Origin of the sequence: Methylophilus sp., assembly GCF_035460085.1 — a bacterium.
In the GTDB taxonomy this organism is placed as follows: Bacteria; Pseudomonadota; Gammaproteobacteria; order Burkholderiales; family Methylophilaceae; genus Methylophilus.
In genome coordinates this window covers 1-22,652 of sequence record NZ_DATHWZ010000029.1, presented here as the reverse complement: position 1 = coordinate 22,652, position 22,652 = coordinate 1, and the positions used below count along the sequence as shown (strand labels likewise).

Here is a 22,652-nt window from a genome sequence, read left to right as displayed (position 1 = left end):
AATGCCAGCTTCCTTACGACGCATGGCGCAAGGAAATACGCGGGAATAGCTCAGTTGGTAGAGCGCAACCTTGCCAAGGTTGAGGTCGCGAGTTCGAGACTCGTTTCCCGCTCCAAATTCAGGGGAAAGCACTGCTTTCCCTTTTTAACATAAGTGGTTTTTATGTTGTTGGTTCTGGCGCGATAGCAAAGCGGTTATGCCGCGGCCTGCAAAGCCGTTTAGGCCGGTTCGACTCCGGCTCGCGCCTCCAGATATGCGGGAATAGCTCAGTTGGTAGAGCGCAACCTTGCCAAGGTTGAGGTCGCGAGTTCGAGACTCGTTTCCCGCTCCAAATTTCTCTCAAGCACATCACCTGAGAGGGTATGCAAAACCCTTCAAAGTGTTAAAATACGCAGCTTGACAGACCTACCGCCCGGATGGTGAAACTGGTAGACACAAGGGACTTAAAATCCCTCGGCTTAACGGCTGTGCCGGTTCGATTCCGGCTCCGGGCACCACACTTCTCATAGACATTCCACTTTGATCTCTTGATCACAAATTCAATCTGCAAAAAGTGAGAACACCACTTTTTAGTCGTTTTGATTCATCAGTGGCAACTCTCCGCACTGCATCTATCATTTAAATAAAAGTAGCAGTTTTTTGTGTCTGCTTGAAGTGCTGGTTTTCGAGCGCGCCAGCCGTTAAAGTGATGTCAGTTGCAATCGATTATTTTTAATCAGATTTTTAACAAGAAAACATCACCATGTTTGAACAAACCTTTAAAAATATCGACAACATTCTGCGCATAGATGGTGTGGCGACAGAGCTTGATTACACTGAGCAAACCTCCTGGATTTTGTTTTTAAAATATCTTGATGCTTTAGAGCAAACTAAAGCGCTTGAGGCTGATTTAGATGGCAAGCCCTACCAATTTATTATGGATGAAGCTTACCGCTGGCCAACATGGGCAGCGCCCAAAACTACCGATGGTAAGTTTGACCACAATAACGCCATGACTGGTGATGACCTCACCCAGTTTGTGAATACCAAGCTATTCCCCTATCTCAAAAGCTTTAAGCAACGCGCCGCTGACCGCAACACTATCGAATACAAAATCGGTGAGATTTTTGATGAAATCACCAACAAAATCAAAAGCGGCTATAAGCTACGCGAAATCATAGAGTTAGTAGATGAGCTGCGCTTTAACACCCAAGTAGAAAAGCACGAGCTCTCACACCTGTACGAAGCCAAAATTAAAAACATGGGCAACGCAGGGCGCAACGGTGGCGAGTATTACACCCCGCGCCCGCTTATTCGCGCCATGATACAAGTGATACAACCCAAAATAGGCGAGCGCATTTATGACGGCGCGGTGGGCAGTGCGGGCTTTCTATGTGAAGCATTTGATTATTTGCGCCCCCAAGCCACCAAAGCCGATGACTTGAACACACTGCAAACCAGCACATTTTACGGCAAAGAGAAAAAAAGCCTCGCCTATGTGATTGCGCTCATGAACATGATTCTGCACGGCATCGAAGCGCCCAACCTCATCCACACCAACACACTGTCCGAGAACATTAACGACATTCAAGAAAAAGATCGTTACGACATTATTCTCGCCAACCCACCGTTTGGCGGCAGTGAAGACAAGCAAATTCAGCAACCTTTCCCCATTAAAACCGGTGAAACTGCCTTTTTATTTTTACAGCACTTTATTAAAAGCCTCAAAGCCGGTGGCCGCGCCGCGGTGGTGATTAAAAACACCTTTTTAAGCAATACGGATAACGCCTCAGTCAGTCTGCGTAAATTGTTGCTGGAGAGTTGCAACCTGCACACCGTGCTCGATTGCCCAAGCGGCACGTTTCAAGGTGCAGGCGTAAAAACCGTGGTGCTGTTTTTTGAAAAAGGTGCGCCTACCCGCAACACCTGGTTTTATCAGCTAGACCCAGGCCGCAATATGGGCAAAACCAACCCGCTGAATGATGCCGATTTGGCGGAATTTGTAGCACTGCAAAAAAACTTTGCTGACTCCCCCAAAAGCTGGTCAGTCAATACGTTCGCCCTGAGCGAAGTCGAAGGGTATGACCTATCGGTTAAAAACCCCAACGGCAATGAAGAAGTCGCGCACCGTAGCCCGCAAGCCATTATGAAAGAAATCGCTACACTCGATGTTGAAAGTGCAGAAGTATTAGCAGGGATTAAGGCGTTGCTATGAAGGCTGGTTGGGAAGTGAAAACCTTAAATCAGATTGCTGAGAATTTAGACAGTAAGCGCGTACCGATCACAAAGACTGATAGAACTGAGGGGCATTATCCATATTACGGAGCTTCAGGAATTGTTGACTATGTTGGAAGCTACATTTTTGAATGCGATACCCTACTTATATCCGAAGATGGGGCAAATCTTTTAGCACGCTCAACACCCATTGCATTTCCAGCAACAGGAAAGTATTGGGTAAATAATCATGCTCATATACTTAAGTTTGATAATTTTGTAACTCAACGTTATGTTGAGCTCTATTTTGAAAGCATACCTTTAGATGACTATGTGACTGGTGCCGCACAGCCAAAGCTAAATCAAAAAGCATTAAACTCAATTCCAATTCCAGTCCCACCGTTCGCAGAACAACAACGCATCGTAGCCATACTCGACCAAGCGTTTGAGGGCATTGCCAAAGCGCGCGCAAATGCAGAACAAAACCTGCAAAGCGCCCGCGCCTTGTTTGAAAGCCACCTGCAATCGATATTCACTCAGCACGATCACGAATGGGAGAAAAAGCGGCTTGGCAACGTGGTTACTAGACTTACGAATGGCTATGTTGGCCCGACGCGTAATATATACAATGATTCAGGAGTGCCATATCTTCTCGCACGTCACGTTAAGAATAACCAATTGCTTTTCGATGGAAAAACGTTCATTACCGAAGAGTTCAATCGTAAGAACAAAAAGTCAATATTGAAAGAAGATGATGTGCTTTTAGTTCAAAGTGGACACATTGGGCACTCAGCAGTTGTCACTAAAGAGCATGAAGGGCACAACTGTCATGCAATGATTGTAATTTCAGCAGTGAAAGACACATTTATTGGGTCTTTCCTTTCGCTATTTTTTAACTCTTCTGAAATGAAACAGAAGTTTCAGGAAATCAGATCTGGCTCCACAGTTCCGCATCTTACATGTGGAGAGGTTAAAGAACTGATGGTTCCACTACCAAATTTGGCAACACAGCAGGTAATTGTTAACAGCGTTCGAGAATTCCAAAAAAAAACCCAACGCCTAGAAGCCCTCTACCAACGCAAAATCGCCTGCCTCGATGAACTCAAAAAATCGCTCTTGCAACAGGCGTTTGCTGGGGACCTATAAAAAGGTTACAAGCTTGCAACCTTTTTATGATGTCGTTGCCATCGACATTCCTTAAAAATATCCACTCATGTTTCTAGTGCTTGCATTTATTGCTACGCAAGCTCACAATATCCATTCATTTATCTATTCAACATTCTATTCACCCCTATGTCAGCGCATGTTAATACTATCCGTTTGTTACTGGCAGCTGGCCCCCAATCAGCACAGCAACTGATTGAAAAGATAGGGATTAGTCAGCCAACCTTGTCGCGCGCGCTCAACCGCCTTGGCGATGAAGTGGTGCGTTTAGGCGCAGCTAGATCTATTCAATATACCTTGCGCGATACAGGGCGCGGCGTCACAGACATACCCATTTACAGGGTAAATGCCGAGGGACAAGTCATCAACTTGGGTACATTGATTGCTGTACGCCCACACGGGTTTGTAATGCGGCAGGCGGATGGTGTGACCTTGCGCAGTGACAGCTTGCCATGGTGGTTGTTTGATATGCGTCCGCATGGGTTTCTTGGCCGAGCATACGCCGCACGCCATGCTACGGCGCTGGGGCTGCCAGCAAGGTTGAGCGATTGGAGCGATGAACATGCCTTGCGCGCTTTGCTGGCGCACGGCCATGATGTGGTGGGTAATTTGCTGCTGGGCGATTTGGTGCGCGATCGTTTTCTATCTGCGCCGCTGCCTGTGCCTATTACGCAACAGGATAAAGCCGAGGTTTATCGTCAGCTTGCTCTGGATGCTGCGAGTGGTGAAATGGCAGGCTCTTCTGCTGGGGGTGAGCAGCCTAAATTTGCGGTGTATGCAGACACACCAGCAGGGCCGCGTCATTTGCTGGTGAAGTTTAGCGAAGCAGAAGATAGCCCAGTGAGTGAACGTTGGCGCGATTTGCTGTTGGCTGAGCATCTAGCACTGGAAACTCTGCGCGCTGCAGATATCCCCGCCGCGCAAACCTATGTGTTTGACCACGACGGGCAGCGATTTCTAGAGGTGGAGCGATTTGACCGTGTGGGCAGCTTGGGGAGACGTGCACTGCACTCGCTTACTGCGTTAGACGCTGAGTTTGTGGGGTTGGCCGTTGGAAACTGGCCGCTGATTACCCGCCGCCTTGCGGATGCAGGCCAGATAGAGCCTCAGGCTGTAGCAGAAGCCGCAGTATTGTGGGCGTTTGGTACATTAATTGGCAATACGGATATGCACAACGGCAATTTATCTTTTATTGCTGACCAAGGACGGCCCTATGCAATTGCGCCGGCGTATGACATGACCACGATGGGGTTTGCGCCACGTAGCGGCGGTGGCCTGCCGGATAGCATTGCCGCACCTACCATTCAGGCTGAGGTGCCCAACGATATTTGGCGACGCGCAGAATTGCTGGCGCGCGATTTCCTGAATCGGGTACACGCCTCAAACGCATTCAGCCCACGTTTTGGAGTGTGTATTGCAGCTCTAGACAACCGACTCGATATGGCTAGTGCGGCGATTGCCAGATTGGGTTAGCATAGCAATGCCAAAGCGGACGATGATGAGATAGATTGCAAAGCGATGAACGAAGCTGAAACCCGTGCAGAACACATAGACCCAGCCCTTAAGGCCGCTGGCTGGGGTGTGGTGGATGGCAGTTATATCAAGCGTGAGCATATTACGCTGGGCCGTTTGCAGAGTGGTGGCAAACGTGGCAAACAAGAGATTGCCGATTATGTGTTGGTGTATAAAAACCATAAATTAGCGGTGATTGAAGCCAAAGCATGGGATAAGCCTTATACCGAGGGCGTGGCACAGGCCAAAACTTACGCCCAAAAACTGGGTAGCCGGTTTGCTTATGCCACGAATGGGCAACGTATTTATGGCATTGATATGCAAACGGGCAAGGAAGCGGATGTTGCACAATATCCCAGCCCTGATGCGTTGTGGCAACTCACTTTTGCCGAGCCAAACGCTTGGCGTGACAAGTTTTCTGAGATTCCTTTTGAAGATAAAGGCGGCACCTGGGGCGCCCGCTATTATCAACATAATGCGGTTGAGGCGGTGCTTGAAGCGATTGCCAATAATGAGCAACGCATATTGCTGACGCTGGCGACTGGCACAGGCAAAACCTTTATTGCGTTTCAGTTGGCCTGGAAGTTGTTTTATAGCCGCTGGAATTTAAGCCGCGAACTCAATGGTGAAAAATCACGCAGGCCGCGCATTTTGTTTCTGGCTGACCGCAATGGTTTAGCTGACCAAGCCTACAACGCCTTTTCGGCTTTCCCTGAAGATGCTTTGGTGCGGATTGCACCGGATGAAATCAGCAAAAAGGGCAGGGTGCCTAAAAACGGCAATATCTTCTTTACCATTTTTCAGACCTTTATGAGTGGTACGGATGCTGCAGGCAATCCGGCCCCTAACTTTGGCGAGTACCCACCAGACTTTTTTGATTTTATTATCATCGATGAATGCCACCGGGGCGGAGCGAATGACGAAGGCAATTGGCGCGGGATTCTGGAATACTTTTCTCCCGCTGTGCAATTAGGCCTGACGGCTACTCCCAAGCGTAAAGACAATACCGACACCTATGCTTATTTTGGTGAGCCTGTGTATGTGTATTCACTTAAAGAAGGGATTAATGATGGTTTTTTAACTCCCTTTAAGGTGAAACAGATTGCGACCACGCTGGATGAGTATATTTATACACCTGGCGATGGTGTGGTGGTACAAGGTGAAGCGGAGCCAGGCAAACTGTATAAAGAGGGCGACTTCAACCGCATCATCAAAATACCGGCGAGGGAGCGATATCGCGTCAAGTTGTTTATGGACTTGATTAACCAACGTGAGAAAACCCTGGTGTTTTGCGCCAATCAGGAACATGCGCTGGAAGTACGTGACTATATTAACCAAATAAAAACCAGCAAAGACCCTGATTACTGTGTGCGTGTCACGGCTGCTGATGGTGCGCGTGGCGATGAGTATCTGAGAGCGTTTCAAGACAATGAAAATGCCATCCCCACCATCTTGACCACCTCGCAAAAACTTTCAACCGGGGTGGATGCGCGCAACGTGCGTAATATTGTGCTGATGCGCGAGGTCAACAGCATGATTGAGTTCAAGCAGATTATTGGCCGTGGTACTCGGCTATATGACGGCAAAGACTATTTTACGATTTATGATTTTGTCAAAGCGCACCATCACTTCAGCGACCCGGAATGGGATGGCGAGCCTGAGCCGGTGGAGTACATCACGCCTGGCAGTCAGATGATCAAACCAAAGCCAGCAGAGCAAACCCCCAAACCTTATCAGGAGCGTGAGCCCAAGCCGGAAAAAATCCTCATCAAGCTTTCTGATGGCAAAACGCGTCAGATTCAACACATGATGGCCACCAGTTTTTGGGGGGCAGATGGCAAGCCTATGTCGAGTGCACAGTTTCTGCAAAGCTTATTTGGCGTATTGCCCGAGTTTTTCAAAGATGAGGATGTGCTACGCGACTTATGGAGCAATCCGGAAACTCGCAAAAAACTGTTGGACGGGTTGGCAGATAGAGGCTTTCACAAAGAGGTCTTGATGGAAATGCAGCGGATTATTGAAGCAGAAAACAGCGACCTGTTTGATGTATTGGCCAACGTTGCTTTTGCTTTGCAACCGCTTTCGCGCACACTGCGTGCAGATCAGGCTAAACAGAACATACATCAGCACTTTGCGGATAAGCAATCCGCATTTATTGAATTTATACTTGGGCAATATGTACAACAAGGCGTCGAAGAGCTTAATCAGGAAAAGCTAAAAGATTTAATCAGCCTGAGATATCAGTCCATTCACGATGCCACTGCTGAATTAGGGAATGCAGCTGCAATCAGGCAACTCTTTGTCGGCTTTCAAAAATACCTTTATCAGCCAGCTGGCGAGGCCAGTCTTTAATAATCAGTCATCGCTGACAGTACCCTGAGATGGTTATTTACAAAATTGAAGGGAAGGGCAGCGCGACAATGCTGGAAACAATAAACGCAAAAGTATTGAGGACTAACCAGCGGGTGAAGGTTGGTAAGACGATATCGTTGTTTTCCAGCAAGTGACTGCCCCACTTTAAAGCGAGGTAGTAGGCAATAAGCGAAATGACGATACCGGCAATTAACATGTTTGAATTTTCACTCTATTCAGACTACGGGCACCACAGCTTGAAATCAACACTTATTTATTCTGCTGATAAATAAAGTCTAGCATTAAAACACCTCCTCAGCCCTTATTCCCAGTCCAAGCGTATACTTGAATATGTTTGTTGAGACTTCATTCTTTGTCCGCCATATAGCCGCAAAGGAACTGCCAGGTCTATCTTGTATCTATTCACATAAATAATAATCTTTGCCATGGTTTCGCAGGTTTTTTTGTACTATATCAATTAGGAGTGTTTATGAAATACATTCTCATCCTGCTCATAGCCATTCATTTGTCGGCATGCATAACCACGCCTCAAGTGAAGAGTAGCGAAGTGGCACCGGCGCAAAATTACCAGTTCGCAGGCGATGACGAATCCACCAAAATTACCGGCTTGCTGGAAAAGTATGGCAATGACTGGGCCTATCACGGTGCATTTCTGACGGTTAAAATTGGTAACGAAGAAGTGATCGTGAGAAAGCCTGTCGATAGATACAATTTTTCAGGGGAAGTTGGCGGCAATACTTATCGTGACAAAAAAGTAAGCGCTTCATGCATAGGCTATGCGGTGACGGATCGATGGACGGATGTACACTGCACTGTCTTCGTCGGCAATGAACAGACGGTAACGCTCACATTCTAGTAGGTTGTAGAACTTCCCCTTACATTAATACTGAGCGCTGAAATACTTACATAGCTACCGAAAGTGGGCATTGATTAATTCAATGCCCACTTTGTATTTATGAGCTATATAAATGGTTTTTCTATTTTTAATCAAAGAATTAATCTCAATCGAATAGGGTTAACTAATAAAAAACTTAAAGGGGGCTATCATGAGTTTCAATGATATTGGTGCTATCAACAAAATCGGGCAAACGTCTACAGCGCTTAAATTTAATAAGAAAGATACTGAAGACTCTGTAGAGCAAAGCTCTCCTGCTAGCAAAACTTTCCTAAGTGAATCTTCCTCCCAAAAAGTCGGGGTCAAGGATCCTTACCAGGAGTTAAGTGATTTTATGAAAATGTCTGATGCGCAGAAAATGCAATATCTCTGGTTGAGAAGCATGGCATCTCGCAAGAAGAGTTTGATGCCATGAGCGGTGAATACAAACAGAAACTAGTGCAGCAAATGCAGGAAGAATTAAAGACTCAAATGAAAGAAGCTGCCGCATCTCCTGAAAAAACATCTTTAAACTTGGCTTAGTCGTCTCCCTGTTGAGATCTTATGCCTGGTGACGCCCACTCGCTTTTGTTCAATTAGTCATCCAAACACGCATCCAATAGCGATGCATTGAATAGTCTGAGACGAGGAGTCTAAAAATGCTGTCGGTTGATGGCTTTTATGGCGTCTATTTTTAAACCTATTTTGCAAACCTCTGATTGGCCGGATTTAAAAGCCATTGGTGATGATCAATGCAATGCCTGCAAATTTTGCATGCTTTCTCTCATTTACTCTCCCGATACTCTGCACTATTTGCACTTTTTATCTTTGCTTTTAATTTAAATATCTGATTATTATAGGTTTTTTTAATGGCACATGATTTGCTAAATCACACATGTCTTCATAAGGAAAGTGGATATGTTAAACCAGGCAATCCCAGTGTCCATGCAGGCTTTTTTTGCAGAAGCCGCATATGACTTACGTATTTTTGCAAAGCCTAAGCGGTATACGCTACAAGAAATCAAGGCGCATGAGATCAATGCCACACATGCAGATCGTGCTGAAGTAGAGGCCTTTATTGCGGAAGTGTTTTATCGGGCTTATCGAGCAAGGATTAAGCACTTCATGCCCAGACTGATTGCTTTACGCGACGAAGAGCATCATTTAATGGCGGCTTTCGGTATGCGTGAAGCCAGCGACTCTGTCTTATTTCTGGAACAATATCTGGACGAGCCTATTGAGGCGATCATTTCAAAGCGTTTTGGTCAAACCATCTTGCGCTCTGAGATCACTGAGATCGGTAATCTGGCAGTGGCAAACCCACGCAACTCAGGTATTTTGATCTCGCATGTGATTGAGCACAGTCTGGCTGCCAACGTACAATGGTGCGTGGCAACCGCGCATCACACTTTGCAAAATGGCCTGATTAAAGGTGGGGTTGATGTCAGGCCCTTGCATGCGGTCAATCCGGAACGCTTACCTGCGGATGAACGTGTTCACTGGGGTAGCTATTATGAGCAAACGCCTCAGATCATTGCTGTGTCCAGAATGGCGGGTAATTAACATGGACTACGCAGCGTTCGAGCAATTACTTGCCCGGCATGTGTTGCTGAACCCAAATGCCGTTGCCTTGCAAGGTCAGGCAATGACATTGACTTATGCAGTCTTGCAGCAGGAAGTCGATCGATTAAGGCAAGACCTGGTATTTGAAAATGATCACCAGCCAATCGCAGTGGCGGTTGCTAACCATCCTGCCTGGGTGTTGCTGGACATCGCCGCGCTAGGTTATGAAATCCCGTCTTTACCTATTCCTTTCTTTTTTACCGATGCGCAAATCTTGCATGCGGTGCTGGATGCCGGGGCTGGTACGCTGATCACTGATGAACCTGAACGCTTTTGCCCGATTTTTGATGGCAGAATAGCGCGTAAAACCACCCTCATTGTGGCTGGAAAACGGTTGATGCAGCTGGATTTACGCGTACCTGAAATCGTGCTTCCAAAAGGTACTGCCAAAATCACTTACACCTCAGGCACCACTGGCAATCCCAAAGGTGTCTGCCTGAGTGCAGAACACATGCTAACCGTCGCTGAATCTGTCGTTAACGCTACTGGTATTGCCAGCGATGCAAAGCACTTATGTGTACTTCCGCTCTCAACGCTATTAGAAAATGTAGCAGGGGTGTATGCGGCATTGATTGCTGGCGCCACAGTGTGCCTGCTACCTGGCGACAAAACCGGCCTCGATGGCAGCCAGTTAAATATCCGGCAATTGCATGATGCGCTGTCTGTCACGCAGGCTAATACCGCCATTTTCATCCCTGAACTGCTCCATGCCCTTGTGCATTTCATTGAAGCAGGTGCGACATCTTTGCCCGCTTTACGTTTCCTCGCAGTCGGTGGTGCTGCAGTGTCCCGTGTATTGCTGGATACCGCAAAGCGTTTGGGCTTGCCGGTATACCAAGGCTATGGTCTGTCTGAATGCGCTTCAGTGGTCGCCTTGAATACAAGTCAGGCCAATCAGGTTGGCAGTGTGGGCAAAGCCTTACAGCATGTAGATATCAAGCTGGCTGAGGATGGTGAGATTTTAGTCCAAGGCCAGCATTTCCTGGGATATACAGGAAATGCTGCGGACAGCGATCACGAATGGTTCGCCACCGGGGATATCGGCGCGATGGATGCGCAAGGATTCCTGCGTATAGAAGGGCGTAAAAAGAATGTGTTCATCACTTCGTTTGGCCGCAATGTATCTCCGGAATGGGTTGAAGCTGCACTCCTCAATTCTCCCTATCTCATCCAGGTTTGCGTGTTTGGAGAAGCTAAACCCTGGAACATTGCACTCATCGTTGCCAAGTCTGGTGTGACTGACCAGTTGATTACCCAGTCAATTGCAGAGGTTAATCAACAGTTGCCGGATTATGCGCGTATCACCAAATGGATGGCTGTTAGCCCCTTTAGCAATACCAACCAGCAACTAACATCTAACGGAAGATTGAGACGCCAGGCCATTTACCAGGCTTATCAACAGGCTATCGAGCATCTGTATAAGGAATCAGCATGACATTTTATGAACAACTTTTACAGGCCACACAGGCTGAACGCAATGCGCTACTGAGTGTGCCTTTTATCGTGCATGGCGCTGCCGGAGAGCTCAGCCTGGATGCCTATGTGGCATTTCTTGGCCAGGCTTACCATCACGTGAAACATACGATTCCATTGCTGATGTCTACCGGTGGTCGCTTGCCGGAGCGATATGAATGGCTACGCGTTGCACTAGGCGAATATATTGAAGAGGAAATGGGACATCAGGAATGGATACTCAATGACATTCAGGCCTGCGGATTTGATAAAGAGCAAGTTCGGCATGGCCAGCCTGGATTGGCCACTGAATTAATGGTGGCTTACGCGTATGACATGATCCAGCGCGTCAATCCCATTGGTTTCTTTGGCATGGTACTGGTTCTGGAAGGCACCAGTACTGCGGTGGCAAGCCATGCGGCCAAAGCTATTTCGACCAGCCTGAAACTGCCAGCCAGTTGCTTTAGTTATTTGTCTTCGCATGGGGCACTGGATGTAGAGCACACAAGATTCTACGAAGGGCTCGTAAACAACATCCCTGCCGGGCAAGATCAGGCACTGCTGATACATGCGGCGAAAGTATTTTATAAACTTTATGCCGATATCTTTCGAGAGTTAGGCGAAAAATACCTTGGAAATGGCTTGAAATGAATCTAAAAGGAAAACGCATTCTGCTTACCGGCGCTACAGGCGGTTTGGGGCAATCGCTGGCAACTGCATTAGCTGATAAAGGCGCGATATTAAGCCTGGTGGGCAGGGATGATGCAAAATTAGCGCATCTTAAACATGTATTGGAAAAGCAGGGGAGTAGCGCGCACACCATCACGGCAGATTTGAGTGAAATGGATGCGATTGCCTTTGTCAGTAAGCATGCCAGGCGACAGATGGGTGGCATCGATATCCTGATCAATAACGCCGGCGTGATGGACTTCATTAAATTTGAAGATCAACACCAGGGACGTATCGCACAGATGATAGAAACTAATGTGACGATTCCTATCCAGTTCACGCGTGAAATCATCCCCGATTTCATTGCCCGGGATGAAGGGCAGGTGGTCTTTGTCGGTTCGATATTTGGTTCTTTGGGATTCCCTTATTTTGCGACTTACTGCGCCAGCAAATTTGCTATCCACGGGTTTTCGCAATCACTGCGCAGAGAGTTGATGGGCACTAAGATTGGCGTCTCCTACATAGCACCGCGTGGCATCAAAACGCCAATGAATGATGCCAATACCGTTGCCATGTGGGCGAAAACAGGCAGCCGGATGGATGCTGCTGAAGTCGTTGCCAGCCGCATTGTGAAAGCCTTGGAGAAAGAGCAGCAGGAAGTGTTCATAGGCGAACCGCAATCATTCTTTGCCTGGTTGAATGGTCTCTTCCCAAGGCTGGTCACCGCCGGCCTGAAAAAAGACACTCGAATCGCACGCGAATTTTTATAACGACAGGAGCTCCAGGCATGAAAAAATATTGTTTAGGCATCTCAATCTTATTGTTGAGTTTATGTTCCAGTGTGTTGCTGGCCGATGAAAAGCTGGATAGTGATATCGCCAGCTTGCAACATGAGTGGGCGAAGGCGAATTATGCAACCTCAAAAGATGCACAGGAAATCGCATTTAAGAATCTCACAGAACAGGCGCATCAATTATCTGAAAAGCATGCAAAAGCACCAGAGACACTGATTTGGGAAGGCATTGCGAATGCGGGCTATGCAAAAGCCAAAGGTGGCCTGGGCGCGCTGAAATTAGCCGAGAAAGCACGTGATTTATTACTTGCTGCAGAAAAGTCCAACCCTAATGCCTTGCAAGGCTCTGCTTACACCAGCCTGGGTTCACTGTATTACAAAGTACCTGGCTGGCCGATTGGCTTTGGCGACAAGAAAAAAGCCAAGGTATATCTTGAAAAAGCATTGCAAGCCAACCCTAACGGCATAGACCCCAATTTTTTCTACGCTGACTTTTTAAGTGAGCAAGATCAGTACAAGCAAGCCATCCCCTATTATGAGAAAGCCTTGGCCGCCGCACCAAGGGCTGGTAGAGAAGACGCTGATGCTGGACGCAGGGCTGAAGTAGAAACCGGTCTGAAAGTGGCTAAGGATAAGCAATAGATTCAAGCCCACATCCAACGATCATAGTCATAGTGAAATTCATTGTCAGGTAAGAAAAACATCGCTCAAAGTTGACACGTCAGTTATTTCTGACAGCAGAATGCGGCATTGTCTTATGCATGCGATATATTGAAATAGTTATCCTTAATGTGCTGAATTTAATGAGCTTGTCTCTTTAAAACGGCATCAAACGGTGCCCGTATGGCGCCGTTTGCATTTGAGGATAGTGTTTTGTGCACGCACAATCATGCATACTATCAGGCTGATTTTTGCCGCACTTATCAAAAAATTAATAAGAAAAGTGAATAGACTGAGATGACAATGAAAGAAACCTGGGTACTGATCAAGAGTGCGTTCACTTCATGGAGTGATGATTATGCGCAAAGTATGGGAGCGGCTTTGGCCTACTACACCATGTTTTCGATTGCCCCATTATTGCTGATCGTGATTTCTATCTCCGGGCTTATTTTTGGGCAAGAGGCTGCCCGTGGTGAAATTATCGGGCAGTTGAATAACCTGATGGGTGAGCAGGGTGCAGCAGCCGTACAAACGTTGCTGCAAAGCACCAGTCAGCCGGCTGAGGGAATCACTGCAACCACGATCGGTATCATTCTGTTACTGGTCGGTGCTACCAGTGTGTTTGGTGAGTTGCAAGATTCTCTTGACCGTATCTGGAAAGCGCCGGCAAGAGTGAATAACGGCCTGTGGAAACTGATTCGTGCGCGATTATTATCATTTGGCATGATCATGGGTATTGGGTTTTTGCTGATGGTATCCCTGGTATTCAGCGCAGGCTTATCTGCCATGAGCAAGTGGTGGTCACCGGTATTTTCAAGCTGGGTATTGGTCGCTGGCATTTTTAATTTTATATTCAGCTTTTTACTAACCACCGGTATGTTTGCCATGATTTATAAAATCATGCCGCGCGCACGCATCCGCTGGAGTGAAGTGTGGATAGGGGCAACACTTACGGCCGTTTTATTCACTATAGGTAAGTGGCTGATCGGCATTTACATAGGCAGGAGTGCGATCTCAAGCGGTTATGGTGCTGCTGGTTCCATCCTGGCCTTGTTGATCTGGATTTATTACTCGGCACAGATATTCCTGATCGGCGCTGAATTTACCTGGGCTTATTCGCATATTTTTGGCTCACGCAAAGGCAAGGATACTCCAGAGGATCTCGCAAGTGCATTAGCTGAGAACGGCGCGAAAACCTTAGAGCCTGACAGCAAGATTGCACAAACCGTGCGTACAAAAAAACGTAAGCCGCGTCTCAAATAAGTCTGGTTTCTTCCTCACATCGCTCCACCGTTACATCGGTCCGTCTTTGATGACGATTTAATTTTTACATTATCAATTCTAATATTATATAAAATTGTATAATGATGCGCTCGAAGACTCAAGTTCTTTGGACCGAATAAACATTCATCAAATGTGGGAAGTTGTGTGATTTACGTAGAATTGAAATCAGTTATTCTAAAAAAACAATTGGCATGGGGCAGGACAATCACGATCACTGAGATTGCAGATGCGAGCGGGATCAGCCGCATGACATTGCACCGCATGCTGAAAGACCAGACTTACAATGCAAGCACCGATCACCTGAATAAACTCTGCGCTTATTTGCAATGCGACTTATATGCGCTTATCCGGTGGGAGTCTGACATTCCTGTACTCCAGGAGCATGTAGCCTGATCTCATCCCCGCAATCACACAAAGGTCATTGTTTACGGTGGCCATTGGTTAAACTTTAATCAATCCCCGTTTCTCAATCAAAACCGGTTCACAATGATTTTTCCAGTGTTTACAGCATTGATGCGGCCTACAAACCCGTTTCAATCTCGGGCAGTGCTTTGAAATAGATAAGTTGACTGGTTTTTCCCGCTTTTTTTCAGCAATCTATCTTCGCTGAAACTTTCGATAATAAGAGAAATTTTTTGGAATTTCTTTTATGCGTCCGTCTTCCGGTGTTTTGCCATCCGCACACTCCCTGAAAAGGGATTGTAGCTATTGGATGCAACAGCTCGTTGAAGCCTGGAAACAGGGCGAATGGTCGGAATGCCTGTCATTGGCACAGAAAATCACTACAGACTTTCCCGAGGAAGGCCTGGCCTGGAAGTTACTGGGTAGCCTTTATCAACAGCAGAATGATCTGACGATGGCCGTGCAAGCCTTTTCGCAGGCAGGCAAGTTGCTGAAAAAAGATGCCGAAGTGTTTTACAACCTCGCCAATGCACATGCACAACTGCAGGAGCATGCATTAGCGGTCAAGCATTACCGGCACACACTCAAATTAAATCCCGCCTTCAGCCGCGCTTATGCCAACTGGGCGAGTGTGCTGAAGCAAACAGGGCAACTCAAAGAAGCGGAGAAATTATTACGTCGCGGCCTGAATCTTCACCAGCAGGATGCGCGCGTCAATTTTGAATTGGGCACTTTGCTACATGAAGCGGATAAGCCGCTGGAAGCGATCCAGTATTACCGCGAAGCCGCATCCATCGAGCCGCAAAACCCGATCATATTTTTCAATATGGCAGTGGCGCTTGAATTGTTGGGTAACGAAAGTGAAGCGATCCAGGCCTTTGAAACCGCTATTGCCCACCAGCCTGGTTATGTAGAAGCTTATAGCCATCTGGGCGCCTTGTACCTGAAACAGGCGAATTTTGACGAAGCGGAGCAATGGTTGCTCGCCGGTTATGCAGTGAATGCCCAGGAGTTATCCATCCTGAAAAACCTGGCCAAGTTATATCGTGTGACACAGCGTACCCGCGAATATCAGCAGTACGTTGACCAGGTGATGCATTTGCAGGACTTCAGCCCGGAGCAACTGAACAATGTGGCTGCCGAACTGCTGGACCAGAACCTGTATGCAGAAGCCGAGCGCTACTGCCAGAAGGCATTGGAGCAGGATCCAGACAACCCTTATATTTATGGCAACCTGGGACTGATTGAGAATGCACGGTCCGCATTTGATAAGGCTTGCCTTAACTTTGAGAAAGCACTGGCGCTATTACCGGATTCAGAAGTGATCCTGAGTAATTACAGCATCAGTTTGCGTATGCTAGGGCGCTATGCCGAGGCTATTGCCAGCCTGGAAAAATCTATCGCCATCAAGCCTGACCATCTGTCTGCCTATATCAACCTCAGCAGTATTTACCTGGATTTAGGTAAAGCTGAGCTGGCGATCGACCTATTGGAAAAAGTGCTGGCGCAGGACCCTGACCACGTGATGGCCTTGAGAAATCTGCTGTTTTCAGATAGTTACGTTAATCTCCTCAACGAACAGAAATATGCTGCCTATGTTGAAAAACTGGGGCAACTGATGATGCGGGATATTGCGCCGTTTCAGGAATGGCTGGTACATGAAGATGACCAGCGCTTGCGCATAGGACTGGTCTCGGCCGACCTCAGGCGTCATCCGGTCGGTTATTTTATCGAAAACTGGTTAAAGCATTTTCATCCCGGCAATCTGGAAGTGGTTGGGTATTCGACCGATGGCCGCGAAGATGTCTTAACCCACGAGCTCAAAAGCTATTGCAACCAGTGGCGCTCGCTGGCTGGCTTGACTGATCAGCAAGCAGCAAAGTTGATTCACGATGACGGCATTCATATCCTGCTGGATTTATCCGGCCTGACCGGTGGTACACGGTTACCGGTATTTGCCTGGAAACCCGCACCGGTGCAAGCCACCTGGCTCGGCTATTGGGGCACAACCGGTTTGCCGGTGATGGATTACGTGATTGCCGACCCCATCAGTATCAATGCTCAGGTTGCCCAACAGTTCACCGAACAAGTGGCTAGCATGCCACATACCAGGATGTGCTTTACGGCACCACCGTATGATATTGCAGTCAACGCGTTGCCAGCCGAAAAGGCTGGCCACATCACGTTTGGCTGCTACCAGAACTACACCAAGGTGACCGATGCAGTGCTGGCACTCTGGGGGCAGGTGTTCCAGCAGTTGCCAACTGCAACCTTACGCTGGCAATGCAAGGCCTTTAATGATGAGGCTGCCAGAGCAGAGACCGTACACAAACTGCTGCAGGCAGGCATTGTTGCCGAACGCTGCGAGCTGCTGGGTATGGTCACCCGCGAGGCTTACCTGAACAGCCATCATGACGTGGATATGATCCTGGATACCTTTCCGTTCAGTGGCGGCACTACTACTTGCGAAGCCTTGTGGATGGGCGTACCGACTTTGACTTTGTCAGGTGATACCCTGATTGGTCGGCAGGGCGCTAGTATGCTGACCTGTGCCGGCCTGACTGACTGGGTTGCAGAAACGGCTGAACAATATGTACAAAAAGCGTTAGATTTTGCTTCTGACCTGCAACGTCTGGCAGCACTACGGCAGGGCTTGCGCACGCAAGTAACGCAGTCACCACTGATGGATGCGTCACAATTCGCACAGGATTTTGAAAACCTATTATTCAGGCTCTGGCAGCAGGCGAAACCAGGCCTGGCTTCAAAGCAGTTGCTGGCTCAACAGCCCATCCAGGCTGCATTCAGCGGTGTGCAACCAGTATGGATAGTCAGCGCCACCCGTATGGATGAAGAAACATTCTGGCGTGATGCTGCACTGGGGCGTTCCCTGAAACGCCATATGTGCCAGGATGCACGCCTGGTTGCAAAAATCGTTTGTGACAACACGCGTGGTTTGTCAGAGATATTCAATGAGGCGATTGCGTCTGCACCTGAGGATGCTTTGCTGGTGTTTATCCATGATGATGTCTGGATAGATGAAAATACGTTCGTGCAGACAATCTCTGCAGGTTTGCAGCAGTATGACGTCATCGGTGTGGCCGGCAACGCTCGCATCCAGCCATATCAGCCTGGCTGGTGCTTTGTCGATACCCAGTTCACCTGGGATGACACTGCCTACCTGCGAGGCGCAGTCAGTCATGGCAAGCATGCTTTCGGCCCGGCTTCAGCCTATGGCAAGCCTGCAGGCGCTACGCAATTAATGGATGGTGTGTTCCTGGCCGCTTATAAACAGCGACTGCTGCAATCCAATGTCACATTTGACCCGCAGTTTGACTTCCATTTCTATGACCTGGATTTCTGCCGCACGGCTACCAATGCTGGTTTGCAACTAGGTGTTTGGCCGGTGGCGATGACCCATCAAAGCGGTGGGGCGTTTGGCACCCGGCGCTGGCGTGAAAAATACCAGCAATATGCGCAAAAATGGGAGTCTGGCCAACAGCTACCATCCGCAGACTTGCTTGCCTCAATCACTGATGTATTTGATTCTGCAGCCGCGCTGCAACAGCAGGGTCAGACTGAGTCGGCTTATGCACTATACCAGGAGATATTGCAGATCTATCCGCAGCATGCCTTGTCTTTGCATAACCTCGGCTTGATTGCCTGGCAGGAACAACAGCATGCACAAGCGATTGTATTGTTTGCGCAAGCTTACGCACTGGCACCTGAGCAGTGGCAGTTGCTGAAGAATTACCTGAATGCCTTGCATACTTCACAACATCCGCAATTCCTGCCAGTTCTGGCGCAGGCATTACAACATGGGCAACATACGCCAGCGATTCAAGCTTTGCTGGCATCATGGGGATTAGGCGAGCTGAATTCCCTCCAGCCAGACGAACAGTCATTGCAGGCTGAAGAAACGGCTTTGCTGGCCTGGTTTGAGCAGGCCAAATACACAGAGATGCAACAACGGTTGAGTGTAGTATTGCAGCAAAACCCGGAATGGTTAAACGGCTGGAAGATGCTGAGCGATGTGCGCATGATGCTGAAAGAGGACGCGCGTGAATCTGCTGCACGCGCGCTGGCGTTAAACCCCAACGACCCGGAAGAGCATTGTTATTATGGTCTGGTGCTGAAAGCGCAGGGTGATTTAAGCGCCGCCGCGCAGGCATTCGAACAGGCAATTTCTCTAAAACCTGATTATGCTGCTGCCTATAACAACCTGGGCATCGTACTCAAAGACCTGGGTGAAGTAGACACTGCCATCAAGCATTTCAAACAGGCGCTGACTTTGCAACCAGGCGATGCCGGTTGTTTCAGCAACCTGCTGTTTTGCATGACCCATGCGCAAGAGGTTGATAGCGAAGCCTTGTGGCAGGCGCATCTGAGCTATGCCCGTCTGTATGAAACGCCTTTGCAGTCGCGCTGGCAAGCCCATGATAATGATCGTAACCCTGAACGTCCGCTTAGGGTAGGCATGGTTTCCGCAGACTTCAGGGCGCATTCGGTTGCGCACTTTTTGCAGCCGCTGCTGCCTGGCCTGGCAAAGCACCCACGATTAGCCTTGTATGGTTATTACAACCATCCGGTCGGTGACAACGTGACTGCAGAAATACGCAAGCATTTCATTGGCTGGAAAGAGATATCTGCATATACCGATGAAGCTTTGGCGGCCGCTATCCGTGAAGATGGCATCGATATCCTGATTGACTTATCCGGCCACACGGCTGGCAACCGTCTGCCGACGTTCGCCATGAAGCCGGCACCGGTACAACTGAGCTGGCTGGGTTACCTGAACACGACCGGTTTGTCTTGCATGGATTATTACCTTGCAGATGCGGCCTTGTTGCCTGCCGGTGCACTGGATCACCAGTTCACGGAAAAACTGGTGCAATTGCCAGTGAATGCACCTTTTACACCCGCTGCAAATCTACCTGATGTGCAGCCTTTGCCGGCACTTGGCAATGGCTATATCACGTTTGGCTGCTTTAACCGACCGAACAAGATTACGCTGGCAACAGTGCAATTGTGGGCACAACTGATGCAAGCCGCGCCCGATAGCCGTATGGTCGTGGGTGGCATGGCTGACGCCCAGAACCATGTACATTTGTCTGCCTGGTTTAATGCGGCTGGCATCACATCCGACAGGTTGATATTTGTTGCACGTACTGAAATGGCTGAGTATTTACAGCAATATAAGCACGTCGATATGTGCCTGGATACCTTTCCGTCAAATGGTGTGACCACCACGGCGCATGCACTATGGATGGGCGTGCCTACGCTGTGCATCGCGGGTGACCGTTTGTCCAGTCGCGGTGCCATGGCCTTAATGCAGCATGCCGGTTTGTCCGGATGGATAGCGGCAGACGAGCAAGGCTGGGTGGAGCAGGGGGTTACTTTATGTGCTGATCTTGCAGCGCTGGCAGAATTACGTAATGGCCTGCGTGTCCGTTTGCAACAATCATTGCTATCACAGCCTGACACATTGTCAGCCTCTTTGGCTGATGCATTACGCGTCATGTGGCAAACCTGGTGCCAGCACCAGCCAGCCCATGCTTTCAACATGAACTCACATGCAGGAGAGGGCGTGCCATTGGCGTCGCCTGCAAATCAAACTAACGGAAATACTCAAATGACCGTAAAAGGAACCACCATGGAAACTTTAGCAATGCAACCAGCCGCTGCGGAAGCGATCACCTCACAAAACCCTGGCCAGTCAACGCTGGAACAGTCGGTTGAGGAGGTGCTGCAACTGGCGATACAACACCAGGAAAAAGGTGAGCTGGAGCAGGCGACTGCGCTATACCAGGAAATCCTAGGAATTGTGCCTAAACACGATGTGGCTTATTACGGTCTGGGCTTGATCGCATTGCAGGCATCCGCCAAAACGGCATTGCCTTTGCTCGAACAGGCGGTGATCCTGGCACCGCAAACGCAGGATTACTGGACTGCTTATGTGCATGCCTTGATGCAAACGACCGATCAGAAAGAAGTCACGGAAGTGATTGCCTTTGCAAGACAGCATGGACTGAGTGAAGCGGCGATACAACAGCTGGACCAGATTTGCCAGGAATTTTATGCGCAGGCGGCGCCAGTGGCAGTAGCCGCTGGTAGCCAGAAACCAGCCAGTGTTGGTGGTTATATTTACCGCGCACAGGATAACTTCTATCAACGTGCCCAGGCCGAAGCATTTGGCTACCAGGATGCGGGTAATGCCGAACAGCGTCTGTATGACATCATCCGCCAGGCGCGTGACAAAAGCGTGTTTTCTGATGAGTTAGCTTCTAAGTCCACTGATTGGGCAAGCTACTATCACCTGACTTCACAACGTGCCAACCTGTTACGTCCGTTTGCCGAAAAAATTGCCAATGGTAAGGTGCTGGAACTGGGTGCCGGTTGCGGTGCGATCACGCGTTTCCTCGGCGAACTGGGCGGCGAAGTCGTCGTCGTAGAAGGCAGCCCTAACCGTGCCCGCATCATTGGCCAGCGTTGCGCAGAATTACAGAATGTCAGCGTATTTTGTGATTTGATCCAGTCCTATGAGACCGATGAGAAGTTCGATGTCGTTACGTTAATCGGCGTTCTTGAATATGCCCAGGTATATGTCAAGGAACCAAACCCGTTGCTGGTTCTATTGCAAAAAGCCAAATCTTTCCTGAAAGAAGACGGCATGCTGATTGTGGCGATTGAAAACCAGCTCGGCCTGAAATATTTTAACGGCGCGCCTGAAGACCATATGGGCCAAGCCATGTACGGTATCAATGATTCCTACAGCACCACCAGCCCGATCACTTTCGGTCGCGTAGAACTGGATGCATTGATCCGTAGTGCCGGTTTTGAAACAACCGAGCTGTATGTACCACTGCCGGATTATAAAACACCGGTCACTGTGATTTATCCTGAAGGTTTTAACCCTGCGCATAAAGCTGCAGGCTGGGATGTAGGTGCACTTGCAGCGGGTTCTGTGGTGCATGACAGGCAATCGCCGCGTCACCCGACTTTCTCACTGGAAAACGCCTGGCAAGTGATTGCCAGAAATAACCTGGTAGAGGATATGGCTAACTCGTTCATGTTCGTTGCTTATCCAGCACAGCAAGCCGACAAACAGCATCCTGACGTACTGGCTGCGCATTATGGTTGCCAGCGCCAGGCAGTTTTCAGCAAGGAAACCCAATTCGTTCAGGCTGGCCAGGGCTTGGCTACCCGCACACGTAACACCGGCGAGACTGCCAAACTGCTGGCAGCAGACTGGGAACAGTCTGCCTACCATGGCGGTACTTTATGGATGGATAAACTGACCCAACTGGTAAACCGTCCCGGATGGCGTGTGGAACATCTTTCTGCCTGGGCAGAGGTCTGGGTAAATGCCCTTGCTGCCAATGCAACACAGGGTGGACATACTCTGCCGGAGCTTGCCGGTGCGACAGATCTGCTGCCATCAAAATACTTTGACGCAACCCCCACTAATTTTGTAGTCGATGCAAAAGGAGAAGGGCATTTCTTTGACCTGGAATGGGACTTTGCCATTCCATTGCCTGTGTCATTCGTGGCATTGCGTGGCCTGTTCCTGACATTGCATCGTATCCGTGGCTGCGCGAAGCCGCATGCAAGCACACCTTCCAACATTGGGGGCTTGTCACTGGCTATTCTGGAGAT

The 22,652-nt window shown here is 48.7% G+C and carries 15 protein-coding genes and 4 tRNA genes; 18 read left to right on the top strand and 1 reads right to left on the bottom strand.

What is annotated here, in order from left to right; translation table 11 throughout:
• Positions 1-39: 39 nt before the first annotated feature.
• The 8 genes from VK958_RS05125 (at position 40) to hsdR (ending at position 7,221) form a co-directional block, all read left to right on the top strand.
• Positions 40-115 (top strand) — tRNA-Gly (locus tag VK958_RS05125).
• A gap of 61 nt (positions 116-176) precedes the next feature.
• Positions 177-250 (top strand) — tRNA-Cys (locus tag VK958_RS05120).
• A gap of 5 nt (positions 251-255) precedes the next feature.
• Positions 256-331, top strand: a tRNA-Gly gene (locus tag VK958_RS05115).
• 79 nt (positions 332-410) lie between these two features.
• Positions 411-497 (top strand) — tRNA-Leu (locus tag VK958_RS05110).
• A gap of 245 nt (positions 498-742) precedes the next feature.
• The gene (locus tag VK958_RS05105; RefSeq protein ID WP_325239543.1) at positions 743-2,194 is read left to right on the top strand and encodes a class I SAM-dependent DNA methyltransferase; all 1,452 of its coding nucleotides are present in this window, start codon (positions 743-745) and stop codon (positions 2,192-2,194) included.
• A complete protein-coding gene (locus VK958_RS05100; protein WP_325239541.1) occupies positions 2,191-3,339 on the top strand; it encodes a restriction endonuclease subunit S in 1,149 nt (382 codons plus the stop codon). Before VK958_RS05105 ends, VK958_RS05100 begins: the two co-directional genes overlap by 4 nt.
• Positions 3,340-3,486: 147 nt before the next feature.
• Positions 3,487-4,830 carry a type II toxin-antitoxin system HipA family toxin YjjJ gene (gene yjjJ / locus VK958_RS05095; protein ID WP_325239539.1) on the top strand — a complete coding sequence of 448 codons (1,344 nt, stop codon included), beginning with the start codon at positions 3,487-3,489 and terminating at the stop codon, positions 4,828-4,830.
• A gap of 45 nt (positions 4,831-4,875) precedes the next feature.
• The gene (gene hsdR / locus VK958_RS05090; protein ID WP_325239537.1) at positions 4,876-7,221 is read left to right on the top strand and encodes an EcoAI/FtnUII family type I restriction enzme subunit R; all 2,346 of its coding nucleotides are present in this window, start codon (positions 4,876-4,878) and stop codon (positions 7,219-7,221) included.
• Between the two features lie 37 nt (positions 7,222-7,258).
• Here hsdR and VK958_RS05085 read toward each other — a convergent pair whose 3' ends face one another.
• Entirely contained in the window at positions 7,259-7,438 is a 180-nt protein-coding gene (locus VK958_RS05085) for a hypothetical protein (protein WP_325239535.1), read from the bottom strand.
• A 273-nt stretch (positions 7,439-7,711) separates the two neighbouring features.
• Here VK958_RS05085 and VK958_RS05080 point away from each other — a divergent pair, with 273 nt between their 5' ends.
• The 10 genes from VK958_RS05080 to VK958_RS05035 form a co-directional block, all read left to right on the top strand.
• On the top strand, positions 7,712-8,098 hold the full coding sequence (locus tag VK958_RS05080) for a hypothetical protein (RefSeq protein ID WP_325239533.1): 387 nt from the start codon (positions 7,712-7,714) through the stop codon (positions 8,096-8,098).
• A gap of 190 nt (positions 8,099-8,288) precedes the next feature.
• Complete coding sequence (locus VK958_RS05075; RefSeq protein ID WP_325239531.1) at positions 8,289-8,552, top strand: hypothetical protein; 264 nt, start codon at positions 8,289-8,291, stop codon at positions 8,550-8,552.
• A gap of 482 nt (positions 8,553-9,034) precedes the next feature.
• Positions 9,035-9,679, top strand: a complete 645-nt coding sequence (locus VK958_RS05070) for a thermostable hemolysin (RefSeq protein ID WP_325239529.1) — start codon at positions 9,035-9,037, stop codon at positions 9,677-9,679.
• A 1-nt stretch (position 9,680) separates the two neighbouring features.
• Positions 9,681-11,174 carry an AMP-binding protein gene (locus VK958_RS05065; protein ID WP_325239527.1) on the top strand — a complete coding sequence of 498 codons (1,494 nt, stop codon included), beginning with the start codon at positions 9,681-9,683 and terminating at the stop codon, positions 11,172-11,174.
• Entirely contained in the window at positions 11,171-11,842 is a 672-nt protein-coding gene (locus tag VK958_RS05060) for an iron-containing redox enzyme family protein (protein WP_325239526.1), read from the top strand. Before VK958_RS05065 ends, VK958_RS05060 begins: the two co-directional genes overlap by 4 nt.
• Positions 11,839-12,630, top strand: a complete 792-nt coding sequence (locus VK958_RS05055) for an SDR family oxidoreductase (protein ID WP_325239524.1) — start codon at positions 11,839-11,841, stop codon at positions 12,628-12,630. The genes VK958_RS05060 and VK958_RS05055 overlap by 4 nt, the downstream gene beginning before the upstream one ends.
• A gap of 17 nt (positions 12,631-12,647) precedes the next feature.
• Positions 12,648-13,295, top strand: coding sequence for a tetratricopeptide repeat protein (locus VK958_RS05050; protein WP_325239522.1), 648 nt, complete (start codon positions 12,648-12,650; stop codon positions 13,293-13,295).
• Positions 13,296-13,616: 321 nt separating this feature from the next.
• Positions 13,617-14,576 (top strand): YihY/virulence factor BrkB family protein, encoded by a 960-nt coding sequence (locus tag VK958_RS05045; RefSeq protein WP_325239520.1) that lies wholly within the window; start codon positions 13,617-13,619, stop codon positions 14,574-14,576.
• Positions 14,577-14,741: 165 nt separating this feature from the next.
• Positions 14,742-14,990 (top strand): helix-turn-helix domain-containing protein, encoded by a 249-nt coding sequence (locus VK958_RS05040; RefSeq protein WP_325239518.1) that lies wholly within the window; start codon positions 14,742-14,744, stop codon positions 14,988-14,990.
• Between the two features lie 319 nt (positions 14,991-15,309).
• Positions 15,310-22,652, top strand: a 7,343-nt coding sequence (locus tag VK958_RS05035; protein WP_325239516.1) for an O-linked N-acetylglucosamine transferase family protein, incomplete at its 3' end; no start/stop codon positions are given.